We start from the raw sequence: 21502 nt of genomic DNA, 5'->3' as shown, positions 1-21502 counted from the left end.
AGAAGGCGAGCGGCAGCTTGCCATAGACGAACACCTCGGTTTCGACGCCCGCCGGGCGGCTGTTGTGCAGTATTTCGATCAAGCGGCGGTCCGCCTCCAGCGGCGGCACCCAGCGTTGCAGGCCATAGCGGGCAAAGGTCGCCAGCGTCGCCGCGTTATAGATGTTCAGATGCGGCCCGGCAACAAAAGGGCGTCCGGCGGCAATATTCACCGCGCCCAGATCGTTGGCCTCGACCTTGCAGCCCGCCTCATCCATGAGGCGGCGCAAGGTCTTGAGATCGCTTTCCGATTCAAGCAGGGCTTGTGCTGAAACGACAACCTCCTTGCCGGCGTCGGCCAGGTCGCGCGCCAGACCGATCCAGTCGCTCACGCGCAGTTGCTGACGGCGCGAGCAGACCACCTCGCCGACGTAAATGATGTCGATGGCGTCGATCTGCACCATCCCGGCGTAGAACTCGAGCACTTCGTGTTTCGGCCAGAAGTAAAGCAGCGGGCCTAAAGCGAGTTTCATTAAAAACCTCATTTAACGCAGAGATCGCGGAGATTCAAAATCTCGAATGATGCTTTTCTCTGTCTCGTCAGCGGATAAAAAATCAGCGCCAGGGTCGGTTATAGGCGCCCAGGGTAGCCTGGTTGCCTTCGGAAACCCTGGCCAGATCGGCCTGCCAGGCCGGCTGCACATGGTAATGCTCACTGTCGCCGGCAAGCGCATCTAGCGCGGCGCGCAAGGTGCGTGTGACCTGCGCGACGTAGGTCGGGCTGCGCTGGCGCCCCTCGACCTTGATCGCGGATACGCCGATCCTGGCGATCTCCGGCAGTATCTCGATCACGTTCAGGCTGGTCGGTTCTTCCAGCGCGTAATAGGTTTCGCCGTTAACCTCGAAGCGGCCCTTGCACAGCGTCGGGTAGCCGGCGGCTTCGTTGTCGGCGCAGCGGTCGATCAGGATGCCGTTGAGGCGGGTGGACATCTGCCCCGGCGACTTCTCCCACTTGACGTATTTGGCCGGCGAACAGGCGCCGACGGTATTGGGCGACTCGCCGGTGGCGTAGGACGACAGCCAGCAGCGCCCCTCGTTCATCACGCACAGGCTGCCGAAGCCGAAGACCTCGATTTCGACCGGCGTGTTTTTGATCACCAGTTCGACTTGCGCCAGCGTCAGCACGCGAGGCAGCACCGCACGCCGAACTCCAAACTCGCGATGCGCGAAATTTACCGCTTCATAGCTGGTCGCCGAGCCCTGCACCGAGAGGTGCAGACGCAAGTCGGGGTGGCGCTTGCTGGCGTAGTCGAGCAGCCCGATGTCGGCCAGGATCACCGCATCGACGCCCAGATCGGCGGCGCCATCGACGGCCTGGTGCCAGTCCGCCTCGCGACCCGGTTGCGGAAAGGTGTTGATCGCCATCAGCACATGTCTGCCACGCTTGTGGGCGTAGCAGATACCCTCGACCATCGCCTTGTGGTCGAAGTTCAGGCCGGCGAAATTGCGCGCGTTGGTATCGTTCCGGTAGCCGATATAGACCGTATCGGCGCCGTTGTCGACCGCCGCCTTGAGCGCCGGCAGACTGCCGGCAGGGCAAACGAGTTCGGGTATTTTTTGCTGCCTCATGTAAATTCTCTCGGTGCGAAGCCGCAAGTATACCGAGCGGGCGTCCGTGCCGCATGATATTCATCAATTCTGAAGCTTATTTTCAAGCAGGTTCTTCTGCCTGGTTGCTGGAAAAACCGCGAGATGGACAAACGACACGGCTGCAAGGCGCAGTCTTGGGCTGTTACAACACATACCTCTGGAGAGGTCAATGGATACTCGTTTCCACGACATGCCGAGCCAGGATCGGATAGTTTCACGGCCGGTCTGACTTCTCCTCGCTAGGTGAGTTGATAACCCAGAAGCGTTCCATGGAAATGTAGGTGAACGAGGCGCTCCAGCCTATAAGAAGGAGGCCATTGAGCGCCTCGATTCCTGCGAGCAGTCGCACAGGCCCGGTCGGGGTGAGGTCTCCGAAGCCCAGGGAGGTGTAGGTTTCGGCGGAAAAGTACATGTACGTTGTAAGCGAGAAACCTGTCGTGCCCGAAAGATTGCCCACACCCAGCCAGGTGACCAGAAGGTAAAGCGCTCCTCCATACATGGCCATCTCTGTCGCATGGGCGAGGAAAGTGACCAGGATGACAACTAACAGCTTGCTTCGATTCGGAATGCCGAGTGCGGGGAGACCCGTATTCAGGACGCGTAAAACTTCATAGTGCAGCAAGGTCGTTCCGACCAATAGCAGAGCGCAGGCAAAGAGGACGAATAACATGAGTAGAGTCAGCTCCTTTCTGGGACTGGCCGCACGCTTCACTGCCGCAGATTACCGCAACCCATGGCGACTTGCGCCATAGGCTGCAGAGCGTGGATTCACAGCAGCAAGCGGGAAGAAATGGCCAGGTTCCAGTAATACCATAGCCCGCCACCAACGCTGGTAATGCCGAAGATCTGGCAGCAGATCAAATCGATCAAGTCGGTATATGTGTTCATCATCGATCCCCTCGCTGAAGTTACTTGCTGGCCAACTGCTCACCATGCTTTTGCTTGATATTCTCCAGCAAACGCATCGCTTCCTGACGACGACCGTTGTCGGCATCTTCGCGACCGGCGCGTGCCGGTGCGGCCAGGGCACGCTTCAGATGGTCGGCGGCCTTGGCATATTCGCCCTGGTCGGCGAGCAGATCGGCGTAAAAGTAATTGGGGTCGATCCCGTTCGGGTTGATGGCCAGCGCTTTTTCAAAATAGTCCCTGGCCTTCCTCTTGTCACCGAACCCGATCGGCCATCCCGGAACCTTGGCGTATAGACTGCCCAGCGAGTTGTATACCGAGCCGTCCAGAGCATTCGGATTGATTTTTTCGGCAGCCAGCAGAAAGTCACGTGCCTCCTTGGCTTTGCCCAGGGCGCCCAATCCACCTTCGGCCTTTGCTGCGCTGGCCAGAACGATGGCTTGCCAGATCAAGGGCTCGGCCCGATCGGGAAAGGACTGCGATACCTGCTGTGCATTGGCAATCAACGTGCGGAATGCGGCTTCCTTTTCGGAATCGGGGGTCTGGTAGGAGACCTTTGCCCAGTGATGGCCGAGATCGGCGATCGATTCATCCAGGTTAGGCTGCGCGGCGTGGCCGGCAACGTTCAGGGTGGCGATAAGAAAAAAGGTGGCGATTGATTTGCGGGTCATTGCTTTCTCCAATAAAGAGTTAAGGGGATACTTCAGTGGCAAACGGTCGCATCAGGTCAACCTGTTTCATCAGGTTCTGGTCGACGAGGCGCGGCAGAATTGAATTGATGCGTACGAAAAGCTTCTCGGGCCAACCGAGGTAGCGCTCATGGCCATCCTGCTCGATGCTGGCGATGACGCTGGCGGCGACGATTTCCGGTTCGTCCTGATTCATTTTCAAGGCCTTCGCCATGCGGGCAACGACGCTGCGGTTGAAAGCGGTTCGGGTAAAACGTGGCGCCACATAGGTGACGCCGACACCGCTTCCCGCCAGTTCGCGCCTCAGTGCTTCGGAAAAACCGCGCAGAGCAAACTTGCTGGCCGAGTAGGATGCGAAACACGGAAAACCGATCGAGCCGAAAATCGATCCGACATTGACGATCTTCCCCTTTCCTCGCTTCAGCATGTGCGGCAGAGCGGCATTGATCAGGGCGATCGGCGCGATGGTATTGATAGTGAACAGCGTTGCCGTGTCAGCGGGGGTTTCCTCGGCAAAAAAACCGAAATTCTGGACACCGGCACAATTGATCAGGATATCGATGGCACCGGCCTGGTCGAGAGCCTCCTCGACCAGGCGGGCGGGTTCGCCGGGCATGGCGAGATCGCCGACCAGCGGAACGACCCGGGTTCCTGAAGTTCTCAGTTCGGTGACCAGTTGCTCCAGCTTTTCGCCGTCGCGATTGACCAGGATCAGCGAAGCACCGCGCTGGGCAAGCTGGCGGGCAATGGCGCCGCCAATGCCACCACTGGCTCCGGTGACCAATACCGTGCTGCCGGCAAGATTCATGCTTCCTCCCCGAGATCGATGCTGCGCAGGACATTGCCATAAAGGCGGAAAAAGGTTTGTGCATTACGCACGACGCTTTCGCGGTCAGCCGCTGTTTCAAGGCGGTTGACCAGTTGCTCGAAATCCCCGAGATGTTCGATGTCAAGCGCGCCATGGCTGCTCAGGTAGGAAAAGGCGCTGCGCGGCAAATCAAGGGCGAGTTGTAGGGCTCCCGCCGCGTTTGCAGCGAGGCTGACGCTGGTGCCTTCAAGCACATAAACCATTCCGAATAGCCCGACCGGATTGCGCCGCATGACTGTGTCGTAGGCGTAGGCGACCATGAGATCGGTATCGAAATCGGCCTGACTGGCTCTGACCGCCTCGGCATCGCCACCGGCGGCTGCGATGTCGTTGAGGATCCACTCGTGATGGCCAATCTCTTCCTCGATATAGTGGGCAACGGCACTACGTAGCCAGTCCTGCCGGTCGGGCAGCCGCGCACCGCAGGCCATGAGCAGCGGGACGGTATGCTTGACGTGGTGATAGGCACGGCTGAGAAAATCGAGGTAATGCTGCCGCTTGACCCGGCCGGCCATGGCGGCCGTAATCAATGGGGTTGAAAGCAGGCTGGCTCGTTCGCCGGCGGTGGCTTGCTGCAGTTGTTGGTAAAAGTTCATGGGGTTCCAGGTCCGATTCAAGGTTGATACAAGGCATTGATCCGGGAGGCGTACTTCCCGAATATTTCAGTTCGTCGCAGACGACCGTTCGCTGTCGACATCCCGTTGCCCAACGTAAAGGGCTCCATGGCGGGTATCCAAGCGCGCACCTGTGCGTAGTCGGGAAGCTGCCGGTTGGCCTTGTCCAGCGCGGCTTCGATGGCCGCTGGCGATGTCCCCGGTTGCGGCACGATCACCGCGCTGTTGAACGGTCTGGCTTCGCCGAAGATGGCGGCCTGGGCAATGCCGGCCTGCGTCACCAGATTGACTTCCACCCATTCGGGCGCGACGTTGCGTCCGAACGAGGTGATGAAAATGTTCTTCTTGCGCCCGCTCAGAAAAAGAAAGCCGTCTGCATCCAGGTAGCCAAGATCGCCGGTGGCAATGAAATCGCACGTTTGCGGCAATACACGATCACCCAGGTAGCCGTTCCACCGGATTCCGTAAATCAGGATTTCACCATCGTCGGCAAAGTCGATCCGTACATGCGGCAAAGGTTTGCCGACGCTGCCGATGCGACTATCTCCCGGCCGATTGACGGCGACGACGGAGGCACATTCCGACAAACCGTAGCCTTCATGAACTGGCAGACCAAGATCCCTGGCCTGCTCAAGCAGGCTTGACGAGACCGGGGCACCGCCGACCGCGATATAACGCAAGCTGCGTGGCAGTCTGACACCGGCCTGGCCTGCGGCAACCATCGCCTGCAACATCTGGGGAACCATGATCGCGGTACTGGCCTGCCAGTCACTCAGCGCAGCGATCATGCGTCCGGCATCAAGTCCGGAACTGCCGGTCAAGCCGACATTGGTCAGCCCGGGCAGGCAAATCGTCGCCCCGGCCAGCAAGGGCACGTAGAGGCCGCCGATGTTCTCCAGTAGCGTTGCCAGAGGCAGAAGACAAAGATGCCTGTCGCCACGGGAAGCTGCACTGGCCAGTCCGAGCGATTCGGCAACGGTTTCCATCGTGGCAAGCCCCAGACAGACGCCTTTCGGCTCTCCGCTCGTTCCCGATGTGAAGGTCACCTTGTCGGTGCCTGAGGGAAGCAATACGGCACGTGTAGTGGCGGGCAGACGAACTCGCTGCAAGTTCCCGTAAAATGGTTCGGCAGGCAAGTCTGCCTGGCCTGATGCGGCGATCAGACGCGGAGCCTGATCGGTCAGCACCTGATCGATACCCGAGGTACTGATCACGTGGGCAATCTGTGCCGCCGAGAAGAAGGGCGGCAAGGGAATGACCGGTATCCCTGCTGCATTTGCCGCAAGATCCGCCAGCGCCCAGGCATTCCCGTTATCGGCCAGGATGGCGATGGGGCGTGGCGCGCCATCTCCCCCTGCGGCACGCGCTCTACCCTCCAGCAGTAGTTTGGACAGGCGCTCGATTTCGACCAGCAGCTGGCCATAAGTCAGCGTACTGTTGTCATCCTGCAAGGCGACTTTCAGCGGATTGCTGGAAGCATGTCGCTGCAAGGCCGCAATGATCCGGCTCATGAAATACTCCCTGAGCGCAGACGGTCCGGCAAGGCTTGGCGATGCATTGCCCGGTAGCCTTTCTGGATATTGCCGATGAGTACGCGCGGAGCATGTTCGTAATATTGTCCCCAGGCCGCACGCTCCTCAACAGGCAGTCGGTCAACCGTAGCCGCCTGAATATCGATCGGCGACAGACCCATGCGCGTAAAGGCGTTGCGCAGGTTCGCAGTTCCGGTAAACACAACCCACGCAAAGCCTTCATGATGCAGGCGCTCTGTCAGCAGCCCAATCATGGCGCGAACGACGCCAGGGAATTTGCCTGAAAAGTGACCGACTTCGACTATGCTACGGCGTTCAACATGACTGCCGGTACAGGTTGTAATTGTTCTATTGACCGGCGTATCGAGATACTGTTCAAGAAACAGTTTTTGATTGGCAGAGCGCAAGCCGAAAGCGCCGCAGATATCACCCTCCCGGTTGCGCAGGCTGAACAGGCGCGGCATGAACGCTTCAACACGCGAGCCGAAACTCTCGGCAAAACGTTGGCTGATGAATTTTTCAACGTCAGCTCGCCCGGCACCGACATGCTCGAACAGTTCGAATTCCGGGGTGACTGCGGTTCGGGTGCTTGCGCAATATTCACCGCTGGAAAATTTTCCCGGCGGGAAAAGAAAGGTGAGCAAACCGTGCAGCGAAGCCCGGATTTCAATCGGCGACATGAGCGTGTTTGGCAGGGATGACATGGTGTTCCTTTGCGGTGGTTATGGCCAGGGCCACAGGGAGACAGCAAGGGAATCGCAATATCGGTGCCAGTTACCATGTCAATCCGATTATTTTGCGCAACACTTTGTTTATATAGGGAAAAATAGCGATTTATGGCTTTTGCTCAAGAGTCCGTCGAGCAATACAGTCATTTGTCACTGCAAGCTTTGTCCACCAATTTTGCAGTGGCCGATTACCTCGTGCAGACGTGCAAATCAGCGTAGATCATTGCGCAACTGCACGTGCAGTGGTGGAATTGTTCCTCAGTCGGAGCCTGTAGGCCTGTCAATATCAAACAGAGTGGAACAGAATAGCGTATGACAAAATCAATGAAACGCCACGGCCTCATTCAGAACATTCCAGACATTCATCCGGTCACCATTCCTCAGTGAACATTCGCAAGACACTTCTCGCTGCATTTCTCTGCGTCGGCCTTTTGCCTGCCGTTCTTCTGGCCAGCCTGGCTTTTGTCCAGGCGCGAGATGTAGTACAGGCGGAAATCAGGCTCAATCTTAAAATCCAGGCTGAGGGGGTCGCCGCCTACATCGACAAGATGATGTTCGAGCGCCTGCTGAACGCTGCTACCTGGAGTCGTCTCGAGATCATGCAGGAGATCAGTAGTAACGATGCTGACCAGCGACTCTCCCGCTTCCTTGTCGATCTGCATTCCGGTTACAAGGACTTTTACATCAATTTCTCCTGTGTTAACCAGGAGGGCCGGATCGTCAGCAGTAGCGATGCTGCTCAGCTTGGTTTGCGGGTGGAGAACAAGCCGGCCTGGCTTGATGTTTCCATTTCCGGTACAAATGTTGAACTTGAATCACCCACGGAGGAGGAAGGTGGCGCATTACTCATGCGCGCATCGGTGACCTCCTCTGTCACAGGAAAAAGGCTCGGCCACTTGCTGCTGACCTTCGACTGGTCAGAGGTTTACGACGTCCTCGATCAGGCGGCCAGTGGCGGCGGTCGCACCCTCGCCATTCTGGACAGGGAAGGCAAACTGATCGCGGCCACCAAAGATCTTCGCGAGCGTGGCCTTTTGTTTGACAACGCGCTTGCTGACTGGAGAAATCTGGTTACCGGGAAAACACCGTTTGTACGGGCAGGGGCGCCTGCCTTTGATTCCGAAGTCATTGTCGGTACTGCACCATCTCGCGGTTATGAGAAATTCGCCGGTTTCGGCTGGACGACGGTGATTATCCAGCCCGTGGACCAGGCGCTCAAACCCGTTCATCGCATGGCCGTTTTCTTTCTCGGTCTGCTCGCGCTCATCATTCTCCTGACATTTCCCGTAGCCACCAGGGTCAGCACAATAATCGCCCGGCCGATCACTGCGCTGACGCGATTCGCCAGAGGATACATGCGCAACAAGATATTGCAGTCGCCTCCCAGCGCCAAAGGGGGCGAAGTGGGCGAACTGACCGAGTCCTTTGTCAAGATGGTTCGTGACATTGATCAGTCTCAGCAGAATCTGCTCCGCGCTTCGAAGCTTGCCGTGGTCGGAGAGATGGCCTCAGTGATTGCGCACGAGGTAAGGACACCGCTCGGCATTCTCCGCTCTTCGGCCCAGATGCTGCAGCGAGAAACCGGCATCAGCGAAGAGGGGCGCGAGCTGGCCGGTTTTATTGACAGCGAAACCGAGCGCCTCAATCGCCTGGTATCGGCGATGCTCGATACCGCCAGACCGCGTGCCCCGTCCTATGGCGACGTTGATCTCCATGCGCTGATTGAGCAGAGCGTTTCCATGCTGGGCGGTCAGTTGCAGAAGAAACAGGTTGTCGTTACCCGGTCTTTCCTGGCCGCCAAACCGGTGGTCGAGTGCGATGAGGAACAGATTACACAAGTCCTGCTCAATCTTCTGATGAACGGTTTGCAGATACTCGACCACGGGGGCCACATCGTAATGGCTACACGCGATGACGAGCACTACTTCTGCATCGATATTGCCGATGATGGTCCAGGTATCGATCCGCAGGAACGGGCCAGGGTCTTCGAGGCTTTCTTCTTCAAGCGGGAAGGCGGCATCGGCCTCGGGTTGGCCATCGTTCAGCAAATTGTCAGTTCGCATGGCGGCGATATTGAGGCGACTGAAAGCAAGTTGGGGGGTGCACTGTTCCGCATCCGTCTGCCCCGCAAGCAATCGGGTGAAGCATGAAAGACAGACAGATTCTCGTTGTAGACGATGAACCGAAGATGCGCCGTGTCCTTGAAATCATGTTGCAGAAGATGGGGCACCGGGTTCTCACCGCCGGAAATGGGCGCGAAGCCCTTGCCCATTTTCAGGCCCATACTGTCGATCTCGTCATCACCGATCTGCGCATGCCCGAAATGGACGGTATCGGGCTGCTGGCCAGCCTGCGTGCGCAGGATTCGGATGTCCCGGTGGTGGTCATCACCGCACATGGCACGATAGAAACCGCCGTGGCGGCGATGAAACAAGGGGCCTGCGACTACATCCTGAGACCGTTCGACATTGACGTGCTCGAACTTGCCGTCAAGAGGGCGCTAAGCAGTGTTGAAGTGACGCGGCAAAACACCTTCCTGAAACAGGAGATCGATCGCGGCTGGGATGCCTTCATCGGCACCAGCGTGGCCATGCAATCGGTATACGAACTGATCCGGCGGGTTGGTCCGAGCAAGGCCTCGGTACTGATTACCGGCGAAACGGGAACCGGCAAGGAACTGGCGGCACGAGCCATCCACAATGCCTCGCCACGCCGCGACAAACTCTTTGTTCCGATCAATTGTGCGGCGATTCCGGCCGACATCCTGGAAAGCGAACTGTTCGGCTATGAGAAGGGGGCATTTACCGGAGCCATCAAGGATCGCGTCGGAAAATTCGAACTGGCCGACGGTGGAACGATCTTTCTTGATGAATTAACCGAAATGCCAATGCCCCTGCAGGCCAAGCTGCTGCGTGTTCTCCAGGAGAACACCATCGAGCGACTGGGGGGTAACCGCGTCATCAAACTCGACATCCGGGTCATTGCCGCAACCAATCGTGATCCTCTGGAAGGTGTGCGTACCGGAAAATTGCGTGAAGATCTCTACTACCGTGTCAACGTGTTCTCCATCGAATTGCCACCCCTGCGCAAGCGGGTGGACGACATCGCTGGCCTAGTCGATCACTTTATAGTCAAACAGGGTCATTCGACGACGGATACCCGGTTAACTGCGAAAGCGCTTGAACAACTTGTCGCCTATCCCTGGCCGGGCAACGTCCGTGAACTTGAAAACATGGTCGAAAGAGCCGTCATCCTTAGTGGTGGCGGGCTGCTGAACGAACAGCATTTTCTGCTCCCGCCCCTGGCGGCTGAAGCCAAACCGACACGACCTGACTTGCCCGCCGCAGGCCTCAGCACGGTTCGATCCCTGAATCAGGCGGTCGAAGACCTCGAAGCTCACCTGATCGATAACGCCTTGGCAATGGCCGCAGGCAACAAGGCCAAAGCGGCGGCATTGCTGGAGATCAGCGAACGGACCCTGTGGTACAAGCTGAAAAAATATCGTCCCGAGCAGAATCCATCCTGATTGACATCTGAGCGTAAGTGGAAGACTCATCAGACCCCGATTTCGGAGTTCGCCCTACCCGCGAAAGACGAAATCTCGCAAATGGGAATGTGCAGTGCAGTAAATCCCCACGGCACAGCAGAATTTTCCCCCTGGTTGTTTTTTACTTACAGTATTGGCGTGTGCTGTATGCTTGGGCACTTTTTTAGGACAGGCGATTGACCGGGGTGGCCTCGCTCGGAGATACTCCCGGAGCGTGCGTTGAATTCAAAATATTCTGCTCGATAACCAGGATGATTCGGCGTTTGGCATGCGTATGATGGCGCACGATCCGGCAGGTGCAGGCAACAGGACACTGGCCCAGACACTGTAAGGGGCACAATCAGGCCGGTGCTGGACATCACTGACTCATCAAAATACTTGCCGGTGATTGCAAGATCAGCCTTAGACTGTTATCCGTTGATAAATATAATGATTACGGAGGATGAAAATGAATGGAGTGGCTTGGAAGATTCGTGCGGCGATGCTGCTGCAGGTCGCGGCGGCCGCGTTGCTGGCTTGGCTGGCCGTCAACGTTTTTGGTGGTGGAATGCAGGGCTGGGGCATTGCACTGGGGATGCTGGCGGTTGTCGCCGTCATCCTCGGCCTGCTGCTTGAAAGTGGATTGGTACGGCGCCTGAATTTGCTGCGAGGAGCGATCGGGCGCATGTATCTGGATGGCGACCTGACGCAGCGTGCCATGGTTGAAGGTGGTGACGAAATCTCCAGGACTGCGTCAGAATTCAACAGGCTGGTGGAAAGTTTTCAGACAATCATCGGCAAGGTTTTTTTCAACTCGGTCGAAGTCGCCCACGCTTCCCAGAAGCTGATTGGCGAAGCCAATCGTGTCGCTGCGGGATCCAACCAGCAGCGCGACGCGGCACTGGCGACAGCCAGCGCCATGTCACAATTGACTGAAAACATGAATCAGGTCAGCCAGAATGCAAGCGAGACGGCCGGCCTGTCGGAGTCCTCCAGCAATCTCTCGGCAGAGGGGATGACGATAGTGCACAACGCGTCGGCTGAAATGGAACGGATTTCGACCTCGGTGACCCAGTCGGCGCAGGTCGTTCATGCACTGGGTGAGCGCTCGAAGGCGATCAGTGGCATCGTTCAGACCATTCGCGAAATTGCCGATCAGACCAATCTGCTGGCACTCAATGCAGCCATTGAAGCAGCGCGGGCCGGCGAGCAGGGGCGTGGATTTGCCGTCGTCGCTGACGAAGTGCGCAAGCTTGCCGAACGCACCGCCAAGGCAACTGGCGAAATCAGCCAGATGATCAGTGCGATTCAGGGCGAGACGCAAAGTGCGATTGTCAGTATCGAAGCCGGCACCGGGCAAGCCAAAAATGGCGCCGGTCTTGCCCAGCAGGCCGCCACTTCGCTTGAGCGAATCAACAGCGGCGCGCGCGTGACGATGGAAAAGGTTGATGCCATCGCCTCGGCAGTCGCTCAGCAGAGCAGGGCCGGCCAGACCATTGCCGAGCATGTGGCACGCATCATGAAAATGGCCGAAACCAACAGCGCCGAGGCCGGAAATGCCCTCAGCGAGGCCAGCCATCTGGATTATCTGGCGGCTAACCTGAAGGAAATCGGCAACGTTTTCAAGTTGGGTCCGGCCGGTGACAAGGCGCTTGAAACGCACGCCAAGATGCCCGAAATCGTCAAGCGCACGGCACAGGCGATCAGCCAGGTTCTCGACAAGGCTGTTGATTCGGGGCGGATCAAAATTGAAGATCTGTTTGACGACAAGTACCAGCCGATCGCGAACACCAAGCCGCAAAAATTCAAGACCCGTTATGACGACTTCGCCGATCAGACGCTGACTTCGGTGCAAGAGCAGTTGCTGGACCAGAACAAGTGGATTGTCTATGGTATTGTGTGCGACCGGAAAGGTTATGTGCCTACACACAACAAAAAATTCTCTCAGCCGCTGACCGGCGACGAAAAGATCGATTTCGTAAACAACCGTACCAAGCGGATGTTTGACGATCCGGTTGGCCGCCGTTGCGGTGATCACGAACAGCCTTTCCTGTTGCAGACCTATCGTCGCGATACCGGAGAGATCATGCATGACATCTCGGCTCCGGTGTATGTCAAGAATCGGCACTGGGGCGGTTTCCGCATTGGCTACAAGACCGAGGTCTGAGCCTGCTGAGAGATGACAGCGAAAAAAAGTATAATCTTGCCGGTTCGCTTGCTTGCCAAGGCCCTGTAACCGGTACTGTCCCACGGGATTCGCTGCGCATACATTCCCGTTGCTCAGGTTGGCGTTAAGCCCCGAATAGAATTTCCTTCGGGGCATCACCCGCGCACCACACTTCTGTAGAAAGCCCGATTCCGCATGCAACGCCCAATATTTCCACGATCGCCGCTGTTGGCTGGTGCCGATGCCGAGCAGAAACGCACGGAGATCCTCGACTTTTTTCGCGCTACATTTGACCGCTACGAAAAATTGTTCGAAGTTCTGACCAGTGCCGAGGCTTACTTCGTCAAGCCCATCGCCTTGCGCCACCCCCTGATTTTCTACCTTGGCCATACCGCTACTTTTTTCATCAACAAGCTGCTGTTGGCCGGCTTGATCGAGAAACGCATCAACCCGGAGTTCGAGTCGATGTTCGCCATTGGCGTCGACGAAATGAGTTGGGATGACCTCAGTGAAGCGCGCTACGAGTGGCCCCGCATAGATGAGGTGAAGGCCTATCGCCAGGCTGTGCGTGCTACGGTCGAGCAACTGATTCGGACCCAGGCGCTAACGCTGCCCATCGGCTGGGATCACCCGTGGTGGATTATCCTGATGGGAATCGAGCATGAGCGCATTCATCTGGAAACCTCGTCGGTGCTGATTCGTCAGCACCTGCTGAAATACGTTGCGCCGCACCCCGCCTGGGAACCTTGCCGGGCCGCTGCAGAGGCACCGCATAACGAACTGGTTACCATTCCGCCAGAGCAGTTTCGCGTCGGCAGGGAGCGAGGCGAATCGGTGTACGGCTGGGACAACGAATTCGGTAGCCATGAGGCCTCGACGGCTCCTTTCCAGGCCAGCCGCTATCTGGTTTCCAATCGGGAGTTCCTGGCTTTCGTCGAAGCCGGAGGTTATTCCGACGAGTCACTGTGGCTCGAAGAAGGCGCCGGCTGGCTAAAATTTACACAGGCTCAACACCCTACGTTCTGGGTCAGGGACGACGCGCAATGGCGCTTGCGCCTGATGCTTGAAGAAGTGCCGATGCCGTGGAACTGGCCGGTCGAAACCAATTACCATGAGGCCAAGGCATTCTGCCGGTGGAAGGCGCGCGTCAGCGGCCAGTCCGTGCGTCTGCCGACGGAGAACGAATGGCAGGCCCTCAGCAGGTTTGCCGGCATCAATGAGCTTCCGTCCGAGTACCCGGCGCCGGCAAACATCGAACTCGACCATTACGCTTCTTCATGCCCGGTCAACCAGTTCGCGCATGGCCCGCTTTTCGACGTGATCGGCAACGTCTGGCAGTGGACCGAGACACCGATATATCCCTTCGCGGGTTTCGAGGTGCATCCGGTCTACGATGACTTCACGACCCCGACCTTTGACGAGCGCCACAACGTGATCAAGGGCGGATCGTGGATTGCCTGTGGCAATGAAGCGCTGCCGACGTCACGTTACGCCTTCCGTCGTCATTTCTTCCAGCATGCCGGATTGCGCTACGTCGTCTCCGATGCGCCGGCTACCAGCGAGGCCTCGCACTACGAAACCGATCGGCTGGTTTCCGAGTATGCCGAATTCCATTACGGCGACGAGTACTTCGAAGTGCCCAATTTCCCGCGCGCGCTGGCCCGACTGGCCATTGCCGCGATGGGCGACAAACCGGCAGGAAAGGCGCTCGATCTGGGTTGTGCCACCGGGCGCGCCAGCTTTGAACTGGCTCTTCATTTCGAGCAGGTCACCGGTATCGATTTTTCTGCACGCTTCATCAGCCTGGGCGTCCGCCTTGCCGAGCAGGGCAGGTTGCGCTACACGCTGGTCGAGGAAGGTGAACTGGTCGCCTACAAGGAGCGCAGTCTCGCTGAGCTCGGGCTTGATCACGTCGCGCAGAAAGTCGAATTCTTCCAAGGTGACGCCTGCAATCTCAAGCCGGTTTTTACCGGTTACGACCTGATTCTTGCCGCCAATCTGATCGATCGCCTGTACAGCCCGATAAAATTCCTTGAAACGGTTCACCAGCGTCTCAATCCCGGAGGCGTGCTGCTGATCGCTTCGCCCTATACCTGGTTGCCGGAACACACCAAACGCGAAGCATGGATCGGCGGATTCAAAAAGGACGGCGAGAATTTCACTACCCTCGACGGTCTCAAAGCTATTCTCGGCAAGCACTTCAGGCTGCTGCGCGGGCCCCTGTCCGTTCCCTTTGTCATTCGTGAAACGCGGCGGAAATTTCAGCACACGCTTTCTGAAGTGAGCATCTGGGAGCGTCGATAACAGGAAGATGTCATGGAAACCATCACTATCAGAATCAGCGGCATGAAAGACGAGCAATGCGTGCGTCTCGTCGCCAACGCGATCCAGGATCTGCCAGGCATCGGTCACCTCGAGGTGTCTCTGGAGAAAGGCGAAGCATGTGTCGAGCATGGCCGCTTTGTCAGCCCGGACGATATTCTCCAGGCCGTCGTGGACGCCGGCTATGAGGCTGCTTGCTGAACTGCAGGGTGGTCAGTTCCCGAACATAGAGCATGGGTCGGTCATTCGGTGCCCTGCTCAATCTGTGCCAGCGCCTGTTCAATCATTCTCGAATCAGTGGGCCGCACCAGGCGCTCGACTTCCTGGCCCTGGCGCATGAAAATCAGCGTCGGCCACAGTTTTACGCGGAACGAGCGCCCCAGACGGCGTCCAGGGCCATCTTCAATCCTGATGTGGCGGAGCCGGGGATGACGGGCCAAGGCCGAGGCAATCAAGGGCTGTGCGGCCATGCAATGGCCACACCAGTCGGTGCCGAATTCGATGACGAAGGGTTTGTCGATGGCATCGATCTCGCTACGCGACGGTTCGATTGCCGGATAGTTGTCGTGCCGTTCCATGCGTTCTCCTGCGCCGGTGGCAATGTCAGGCAAATATGGCCTGCATTTCCTGCGTTTCGGTTTCAATTTCCGGCAGGAGATCGGCGTACTTCTGACGGATGATGCCTGCCTCGCCGGCATCCGGGTCGAGGTCCTGATAGAGCCGTTCGAAATGGGTGCCGGCAAGGATGTTTCCGACATACACGATGTCGGCCAGCGTGCGCATCGATTCCGGTGCAGCTCGTGGCTGCTCGTGGTCGATGGTGGCGTTGACGATGTCCTCTGGTATCCCAAGTGCATTAAGTAGCGTAACCCCGATGCCTTCGTGCCACTGAATGATGAGGTACTTCACGGTTTCCGGACGGGTGCGTAATTCCGGGTACTGGGCGGCACGGTAAAGCATGTAGAAGGCGCCGAGGTCGTGCACCAGACCCGCCAGCAGGGCTTCGTCCGGATTGATCCGGGTTTGGGTGCGAGCCAGGATGCGGGCGGCCGCTGCCGTTTTGAGCGTATGCGCCCAGAGGGCCTGGGTAAAGTCGGTGAAGATCGCCATTTCCTTGGAGCGCATGAGCTGGCTCATGGCGATAGCCAGCGCTGTTGTGCGTACCAGATTGACACCGAGGCGGCTGATGGCGGCCTGGAGATCCCGGGCCGGTGTGCCGTCGGGACTGTACAGGACGGAATTGGCCAGGTGAATCAGTTTGGCGGCTACCAGCGGTTCGACGCTGACGATGCTGGCAATGCGCGGAATGGGCAGGTTTGAATTCAGCAAGGCCTTGCGCAAGCGGATGGCGGCCTCGAAGGAGGTGGGAAAGACCACCTCGCCGGCCAGCTCACGGGCGATATCCTCGAGCATCTGGAAACGCTGGGCGTTGAGAGCTTCGCCGACCTTGTCAGCGACATTTTCGACGACCTTTTTGTCTTCAGTTGCTTTGTCTGCTTCTTGGCCCGTATCTGGGCTCGATTCCCGGCTCGTATTCATGATCGATGGCTTCTGGTTGAAACGAAGGTAATGAACAGGAAACTCAAGGTCTCCCTCTAAGTTTCGAAGAGTCTAACATCAGGAACGGCTCAGGGATGCACGACAGGTGGATAGGCCTGAGCAATCAATCCGGCAAGTCATCATCCGATCCTGATTTTTTCGCCATACCCGGTCATTTCAAGATAGCCGCGCCCGATTTCGCGACCGTCTTCGGACACCCGCACCGCGCCTTCCCAATACACGGCGCCCGTCGAGCGACGGCTGTCGAGTTCCTGGTCGTCGATCAGGGCTTGCAGGTGGAGGTCTCGCGTGCCAATGCGGACGCGCCATTCGACCGGGTAGGTGATTCCAGTACGCGTTGATCGCCACTGGCGCAGGGGGGCAAAGGCGACGGCATCCGGAGACAGCACCTGCGCACGGCCTGCGCCGTGGCTGAAAGTGGCGGCGGACCACAGCGGGCTTCCATCATTGCCGCGCAGGCGGAAGGCCATCAGGGCGCTGCCCTCGTCAAGATTCAGACCGATCCAGTCCCAACCCTGGGCAGTATCAGGCAGCAGTTCGCTCGACCATTCGTGGTCCAGCCAGGCCTGGCCGGTGACCGGCTGCGTGCGGCCGTCCAGGGTCACCGTTCCGCTTACCTTGAGTTGCGGGCGGCTGTAGTAATAGCTGGCGTGGCGTGGATCGGGAGCCTTGCGACTGAACCCGGCGTCACCGTTGAGCACCGGTGGGCCCTCTGCGGTCAGCGACAGCGCGTAAGCGAAATCCTCGCCGGCAACTGTCGCCTGATAACGCCCCTCGCTTTGCTCGAAACGCCAGTCGCCGATCCACACCCCGGTCTGCCCGGTGGCGAAGCCGGCGCGGCCAAAGCCGACGCGGGCAGCGCGTTGTTCGTGGCGCAGGCGGCCAAGGCGCGGGTCGGCAATGGCCGCGTGGGCGAGGATCAACTGACGCGGTGCAAAGGCGCTCGGATTGCCCTCGCCAACACCGGTGCGCACGCGGAAGAAGGTGCTCTGGAAACCGAGCGGGCTGCCGTCCGGCAAGCTCAGCCAGCCGGTGGCGTACCACCACTCGGTACGGAAATCGGGGTGCGCGCCGTGATCAAAAGGGAAGACCAGCGAGCGGCCAGCAAGCACCGGAGCAAACTCGGGCGCTGCGGCGGCACTGATCCGCGCATTTACGAGCAGGCTGGCCAAAGCCAGGAGGAAAGTGCGCTTATTCATGGCCGCTCATTACCAGTCTTCGCGGACCGCGAGCACCGCGTCCTGGCGCATCGCCTGGCGCCCGGCGAGCACGGCGGCCAGCGCCGCCAGGGCGATCAGGCCGGCGGCGAACAGGGTCAGCGAGCCCCACGGAACGTGCACATCCATGCTCCAGTGGAAGCTTTGCCGATTGACCACCTCGATCAGCACCAGCCCGATGGCACTGCCAGCCAGCAGCCCGCCGAGCACGCCGACACCAGCCGCCAGCGCCCCCTCCTGGGCGAGCATCCAGCCGATCTGGCGGCGCGTCAGGCCGAGATGGCGGAGCATGCCGAACTCGCGCCGCCGCGCTGCCGCCAGCGCCGCGAAACTGGCCGCCACGCCGGCCAGGCCGATGATCACCGCAACCGCCTCCAGCAGATAGGTGACGGCGAAGGTGCGGTCGAAGATGCGCAGGCTGATGGCGCGAATCTCGCCGGGGTAGGCGATCTCCAGCGCCCCTGCGCTGCCGGTGGCCTTGAGCGCGGCGGCCACCTCGGTCGCCGTGGCCGAGGTCGCGAGTTTTATTGCTGCGTCATTGGCCAGCCGGTCGTCGGTGAGGCGGCGATAGTCGGCAAGATCGATCAAAACCGCTCCGGTCTGGCGTGAATAGTCGCGCCAGACGCCGGCTACGTGTACCGGCACCGGGCGCCCGGCGAGCGGCAGTTCGACGCGCTGGCCGGGCCGCCAGCCGTAGACATCGTGCATGGCTTCGGAAATCCAGATTGCCGGCTCGCCGGCGCCGAACCGGGTGGCGCCGACCAGCGGCAACTCATGCCCGTCGGCAGAAACCGGCCGCGCAATCAGGGAGATCGGTGCCTGCCCGGCAGCCACTCGCAGGTTCTCGTGGCGAGTGAAACTGACGTTGCCAACACCTGGCACGGCGGCAATCCGGGCCTGCAGGGCTTCATCCAGATAGCCGCTGGTCTGTGCCGAACTCGCGCGCAGGTACAGGTCGGCGGGCAGGATCTGGGTCAGCCACTGGTCGACCGAATCGCGGAAGGAGGCCACCATGATCGCCATCGCCGCCGCCAGCGCAACGCTGGTCAGCACCCCGGCCGCTGCCACCACGGCGTGCCCCGGTGCGGCAGCGAGGCGGGCGGTGGCCAGGCGGGACGCGACCGGCCCGCGCTCCGGCAGCAGCCAGGCCAGGCCGGAAGCCACCGCCGGCAACAGCATCACGCTCCCCGCCAGCAGGCAGGCGATGGCCAGATAACCGCCCAGCGGCAGGCCGTTGAGCGGCGGAATCCGGCACGCGGCCAGGCTGGCCAACAGCAACCCCAGGCCCAGTGCCGGATGCCCGCGACCGCCGAGCAGCGCCGCCTCGTCACCGGCCTTCAGCGCCTGTGCCGGCGACACGGTGGCCGCCTCGCGTGCCGGCAGCCAGGCGCCGGCGACCCCGGCGAGTACGCCGAGCGCAACGTAAATTGCCGTTACCTCGGGCTGAAACTGAAGTTGCGGCTGCAAGCCGGAAAAGTAGCCGGCACCGAGATCGCCGCCGAGCAGCGCCAGCATCGCCCAGGCCAGGCCATGACCGAGGGCGACACCGACCACGCCCCCGGCCAGCCCGACCAGCGCGCCCTCGGCCAGCAGCCAGGCGAAAAGTTGCTTGCGGGCCAGCCCGATGGCGCGCAGGAAGGCGAATTCGGTGCGCCGCCGCACCACCGACAGCGCCTGCGCCGAGAAAACGAGAAAGCCGCCGGTCAGCAACGCCATGGCCGCCAGCATGGTCAGATTGACGCGGTAGGCGCGCGACAGATTGGCGGCCTGGTTCGCGGCCGTTTCCGGCGCTTCGATCACTACCCCGGCGGGCAGCAAGGCCTGCAGGCCGGTGCGCGCCGTCTCGGGCACCACCCCGGCGTCCAGGCGCAGATCGATGCGCGTCAACCGCCCGAGCCGGGCGAAGTGCTTCTGCACGGCGGCGATGTCCATCACCGCAAGGCGGCGGTTTTCGTCTGCGCCGGGCAAGTCGCCGGCGATTTGCAACTTCACTGTCCGGGTGCCGGCCTGCACGCGCAGGCTGTCGCCAGGCTTTACGCCGAAGGCGCTTTGCGCCGCTGTGCTGAGAAAGAGCGTGTCGTCGGCCAGCGTAGCGAAGCGCCCCGAACCTTGAACCGCTTCCGGTATTTCAACGACTCTGGGCAGCAGCGCCGGCGTTACGCGCGCCAGCGTGAAGACATCGACACCCAGAACCTGCAGGGTGTCCTCGCGCCCCGCGACTTTCGCCTGCACCTCGACGACGGGGCTGGCTTCAGCCACTTCGCTGCGGGCGGCGAGCTGCGCATAGAGGTTTTCGTCAAAGCCGCCACGCGGCCCGAGCACTTGCAGGTCGGCCTCGCCGGCCAGTGCGCGCAGTCCGCGGCCGAACTCGGACAGCGCCGCCTCATGCACCGCCTGCACGGCCATGCCGAGGGCCACGCCAAGGACAATGGCGGCGAAGGAAAACAGCGTGGCCACCCGCCGCCGGGCGAGCGAGCCGAGAAAGACTGGCGCCAGCCTCACGCGTGCAGCCCGTCGGCGGTGAGATGCAGGATGCGATCCGCCGTCGCTGCGGCGTCCTGCGAATGAGTGACCAGGATACCGATGGCGCCGGCCTGACGGATGCGCTCCGCGAGCAGCGCCAGTACGCGCGCGCCGTTGGCCGGGTCCAGGTTGCCGGTAGGTTCGTCGGCGAGCACCAGACGCGGACGATGCACCAGCGCCCGCGCAATCGCCACGCGCTGCATTTCGCCGCCGGACAGCTCGCGCGGCCAGCTCGCGGAACGATCGCCGAGTCCGACCGCATCGAGTACCTGCTGCGCCGGCGCATCGGCTGCCGCTCCGTCGAGCCCCTGCAGCCACAGCGGCAGCGCCACGTTCTGGCGCAAGCTGAGGTGCGGCAGAATATGGAAAGCCTGGAAGACGAAACCCAGCTTGTCGCGGCGCAGGCGGGTCAGCGCATCCTCGTCAAGCCGGGCGTAGTCGCTGCCGTCGAGCGCCAGGCGCCCGCCGTCGGGACGGTCCAGCCCGGCGATCAGGTTGAGCAGCGTGGACTTGCCGACGCCGGATTCGCCGACGATGGCCACGTATTCGCCCGCCTGCAGGCGCAGCGACACGTCACGCAGGACAATGCGCCCGTTGAACTGGCGCGAGAGGTTTTCAATTTCGAGCATGGAAGGTAAGAGGCGTCTGCCTGCGCCCGGTTCCGAGCGTCCGTAAAAATATCTATCTTGAAGCTGATTTACCACAGAGAACACGGAGAACACGGGGAAAACAGCAAAGGGTGAGTCGATTATTTTGTACACTTGTCGGTTTTGTGTTCTCTATCCACCATGGCTTTGGGCCACGTTGAGGAATGTCCTTTGGGCACGTTTATGGAGCCGCTGAACATGTATCAAAACGTCATTCCGGCGCTACCCGGAATCTGACCGCAGGGAATGCAGAGCCAGAAATGTCAAGGCACTGGACACCGGCTTCCGCCGGTATGACGTTTATTCTGCATTTCCTTAAAGCACTGGCAATCGCGTTCTGCCTAGTCATTGGTCAATCTACGCCGAACGGATTTCGAGCAGCTTGACCACCGCATGCAGGACGCGATTGACCGGCGTGGCGATACCCAGCGCCTCGCCCTGACGCAGCACATGGCCGTTGATATGGTCGATCTCGCTGCGCTTGCCGCGCGCCAGGTCCTGGGCGGTCGATGAAAGCTGGGCCGGCATTGTGCGCGCGATGCGCTGCACCGCTTCCCACGTATCCCCCGGCACAC

The 21502-nt window shown here is 60.0% G+C and carries 20 protein-coding genes; 5 read left to right on the top strand and 15 right to left on the bottom strand.

Features of this window, described 5'->3' with window-relative positions; genetic code table 11:
- From JNM42_RS09900 to JNM42_RS09860, 9 genes are all read right to left on the bottom strand, one after another.
- On the bottom strand, positions 1-511 hold a 511-nt coding region (locus tag JNM42_RS09900; protein ID WP_294268837.1), incomplete at its 3' end, for a U32 family peptidase.
- An 82-nt stretch (positions 512-593) separates the two neighbouring features.
- Positions 594-1607 (bottom strand): peptidase U32 family protein, encoded by a 1014-nt coding sequence (locus JNM42_RS09895; protein ID WP_294268834.1) that lies wholly within the window; start codon positions 1605-1607, stop codon positions 594-596.
- A 235-nt stretch (positions 1608-1842) separates the two neighbouring features.
- Complete coding sequence (locus tag JNM42_RS09890) at positions 1843-2298, bottom strand: ion channel (protein ID WP_294268831.1); 456 nt, start codon at positions 2296-2298, stop codon at positions 1843-1845.
- Positions 2299-2396: 98 nt separating this feature from the next.
- Complete coding sequence (locus JNM42_RS09885; protein WP_294268829.1) at positions 2397-2519, bottom strand: hypothetical protein; 123 nt, start codon at positions 2517-2519, stop codon at positions 2397-2399.
- A 17-nt stretch (positions 2520-2536) separates the two neighbouring features.
- A complete protein-coding gene (locus JNM42_RS09880; RefSeq protein WP_294268826.1) occupies positions 2537-3205 on the bottom strand; it encodes a tetratricopeptide repeat protein in 669 nt (222 codons plus the stop codon).
- A gap of 19 nt (positions 3206-3224) precedes the next feature.
- On the bottom strand, positions 3225-4031 hold the full coding sequence (locus tag JNM42_RS09875) for an SDR family oxidoreductase (RefSeq protein WP_294268824.1): 807 nt from the start codon (positions 4029-4031) through the stop codon (positions 3225-3227).
- On the bottom strand, positions 4028-4687 hold the full coding sequence (locus JNM42_RS09870; RefSeq protein ID WP_294268820.1) for an iron-containing redox enzyme family protein: 660 nt from the start codon (positions 4685-4687) through the stop codon (positions 4028-4030). The genes JNM42_RS09875 and JNM42_RS09870 overlap by 4 nt, the downstream gene beginning before the upstream one ends.
- 17 nt (positions 4688-4704) lie before the next feature.
- Entirely contained in the window at positions 4705-6216 is a 1512-nt protein-coding gene (locus tag JNM42_RS09865; RefSeq protein WP_294268817.1) for an AMP-binding protein, read from the bottom strand.
- On the bottom strand, positions 6213-6941 hold the full coding sequence (locus JNM42_RS09860) for a thermostable hemolysin (RefSeq protein WP_294268816.1): 729 nt from the start codon (positions 6939-6941) through the stop codon (positions 6213-6215). The genes JNM42_RS09865 and JNM42_RS09860 overlap by 4 nt, the downstream gene beginning before the upstream one ends.
- A gap of 407 nt (positions 6942-7348) precedes the next feature.
- On the opposite strand from JNM42_RS09860, the gene JNM42_RS09855 reads away from it, so the two are divergent.
- From JNM42_RS09855 to JNM42_RS09835, 5 genes are all read left to right on the top strand, one after another.
- Entirely contained in the window at positions 7349-9115 is a 1767-nt protein-coding gene (locus JNM42_RS09855) for a PAS domain-containing sensor histidine kinase (RefSeq protein ID WP_294268814.1), read from the top strand.
- Complete coding sequence (locus tag JNM42_RS09850) at positions 9112-10491, top strand: sigma-54 dependent transcriptional regulator (protein WP_294268812.1); 1380 nt, start codon at positions 9112-9114, stop codon at positions 10489-10491. The genes JNM42_RS09855 and JNM42_RS09850 overlap by 4 nt, the downstream gene beginning before the upstream one ends.
- A 469-nt stretch (positions 10492-10960) precedes the next feature.
- Positions 10961-12658 (top strand): methyl-accepting chemotaxis protein, encoded by a 1698-nt coding sequence (locus JNM42_RS09845; RefSeq protein WP_294268810.1) that lies wholly within the window; start codon positions 10961-10963, stop codon positions 12656-12658.
- Positions 12659-12853: 195 nt separating this feature from the next.
- Positions 12854-14962: a 5-histidylcysteine sulfoxide synthase gene (gene ovoA, locus JNM42_RS09840; protein WP_294268809.1), complete on the top strand. Its 2109-nt coding sequence runs from the start codon at positions 12854-12856 to the stop codon at positions 14960-14962.
- 12 nt (positions 14963-14974) lie between these two features.
- Positions 14975-15181, top strand: coding sequence for a heavy metal-associated domain-containing protein (locus tag JNM42_RS09835; protein WP_294268808.1), 207 nt, complete (start codon positions 14975-14977; stop codon positions 15179-15181).
- 41 nt (positions 15182-15222) lie between these two features.
- On the opposite strand, the gene JNM42_RS09830 is transcribed toward JNM42_RS09835, so the two are convergent.
- The 6 genes from JNM42_RS09830 to JNM42_RS09805 form a co-directional block, all read right to left on the bottom strand.
- Entirely contained in the window at positions 15223-15558 is a 336-nt protein-coding gene (locus JNM42_RS09830; RefSeq protein WP_294268807.1) for a thioredoxin family protein, read from the bottom strand.
- Positions 15559-15583: 25 nt separating this feature from the next.
- Complete coding sequence (locus JNM42_RS09825; protein WP_294268805.1) at positions 15584-16519, bottom strand: HDOD domain-containing protein; 936 nt, start codon at positions 16517-16519, stop codon at positions 15584-15586.
- A 140-nt stretch (positions 16520-16659) separates the two neighbouring features.
- Positions 16660-17739 (bottom strand): lipocalin-like domain-containing protein, encoded by a 1080-nt coding sequence (locus JNM42_RS09820; RefSeq protein WP_294268803.1) that lies wholly within the window; start codon positions 17737-17739, stop codon positions 16660-16662.
- 9 nt (positions 17740-17748) lie between these two features.
- Positions 17749-20259 (bottom strand): ABC transporter permease, encoded by a 2511-nt coding sequence (locus tag JNM42_RS09815; RefSeq protein ID WP_294268801.1) that lies wholly within the window; start codon positions 20257-20259, stop codon positions 17749-17751.
- Positions 20256-20909: an ABC transporter ATP-binding protein gene (locus JNM42_RS09810; RefSeq protein ID WP_294268840.1), complete on the bottom strand. Its 654-nt coding sequence runs from the start codon at positions 20907-20909 to the stop codon at positions 20256-20258. Before JNM42_RS09810 ends, JNM42_RS09815 begins: the two co-directional genes overlap by 4 nt.
- A 375-nt stretch (positions 20910-21284) precedes the next feature.
- On the bottom strand, positions 21285-21502 hold a 218-nt coding region (locus JNM42_RS09805; RefSeq protein ID WP_294268799.1), incomplete at its 5' end, for a ketopantoate reductase C-terminal domain-containing protein.

Origin of the sequence: Propionivibrio sp. (genome assembly GCF_016790145.1) — a bacterium.
Taxonomy (GTDB): Bacteria; Pseudomonadota; Gammaproteobacteria; order Burkholderiales; family Rhodocyclaceae; genus Propionivibrio.
Note: the sequence above shows the minus strand (reverse complement) of the source record. Positions and strands in the feature narration are given on the sequence as shown.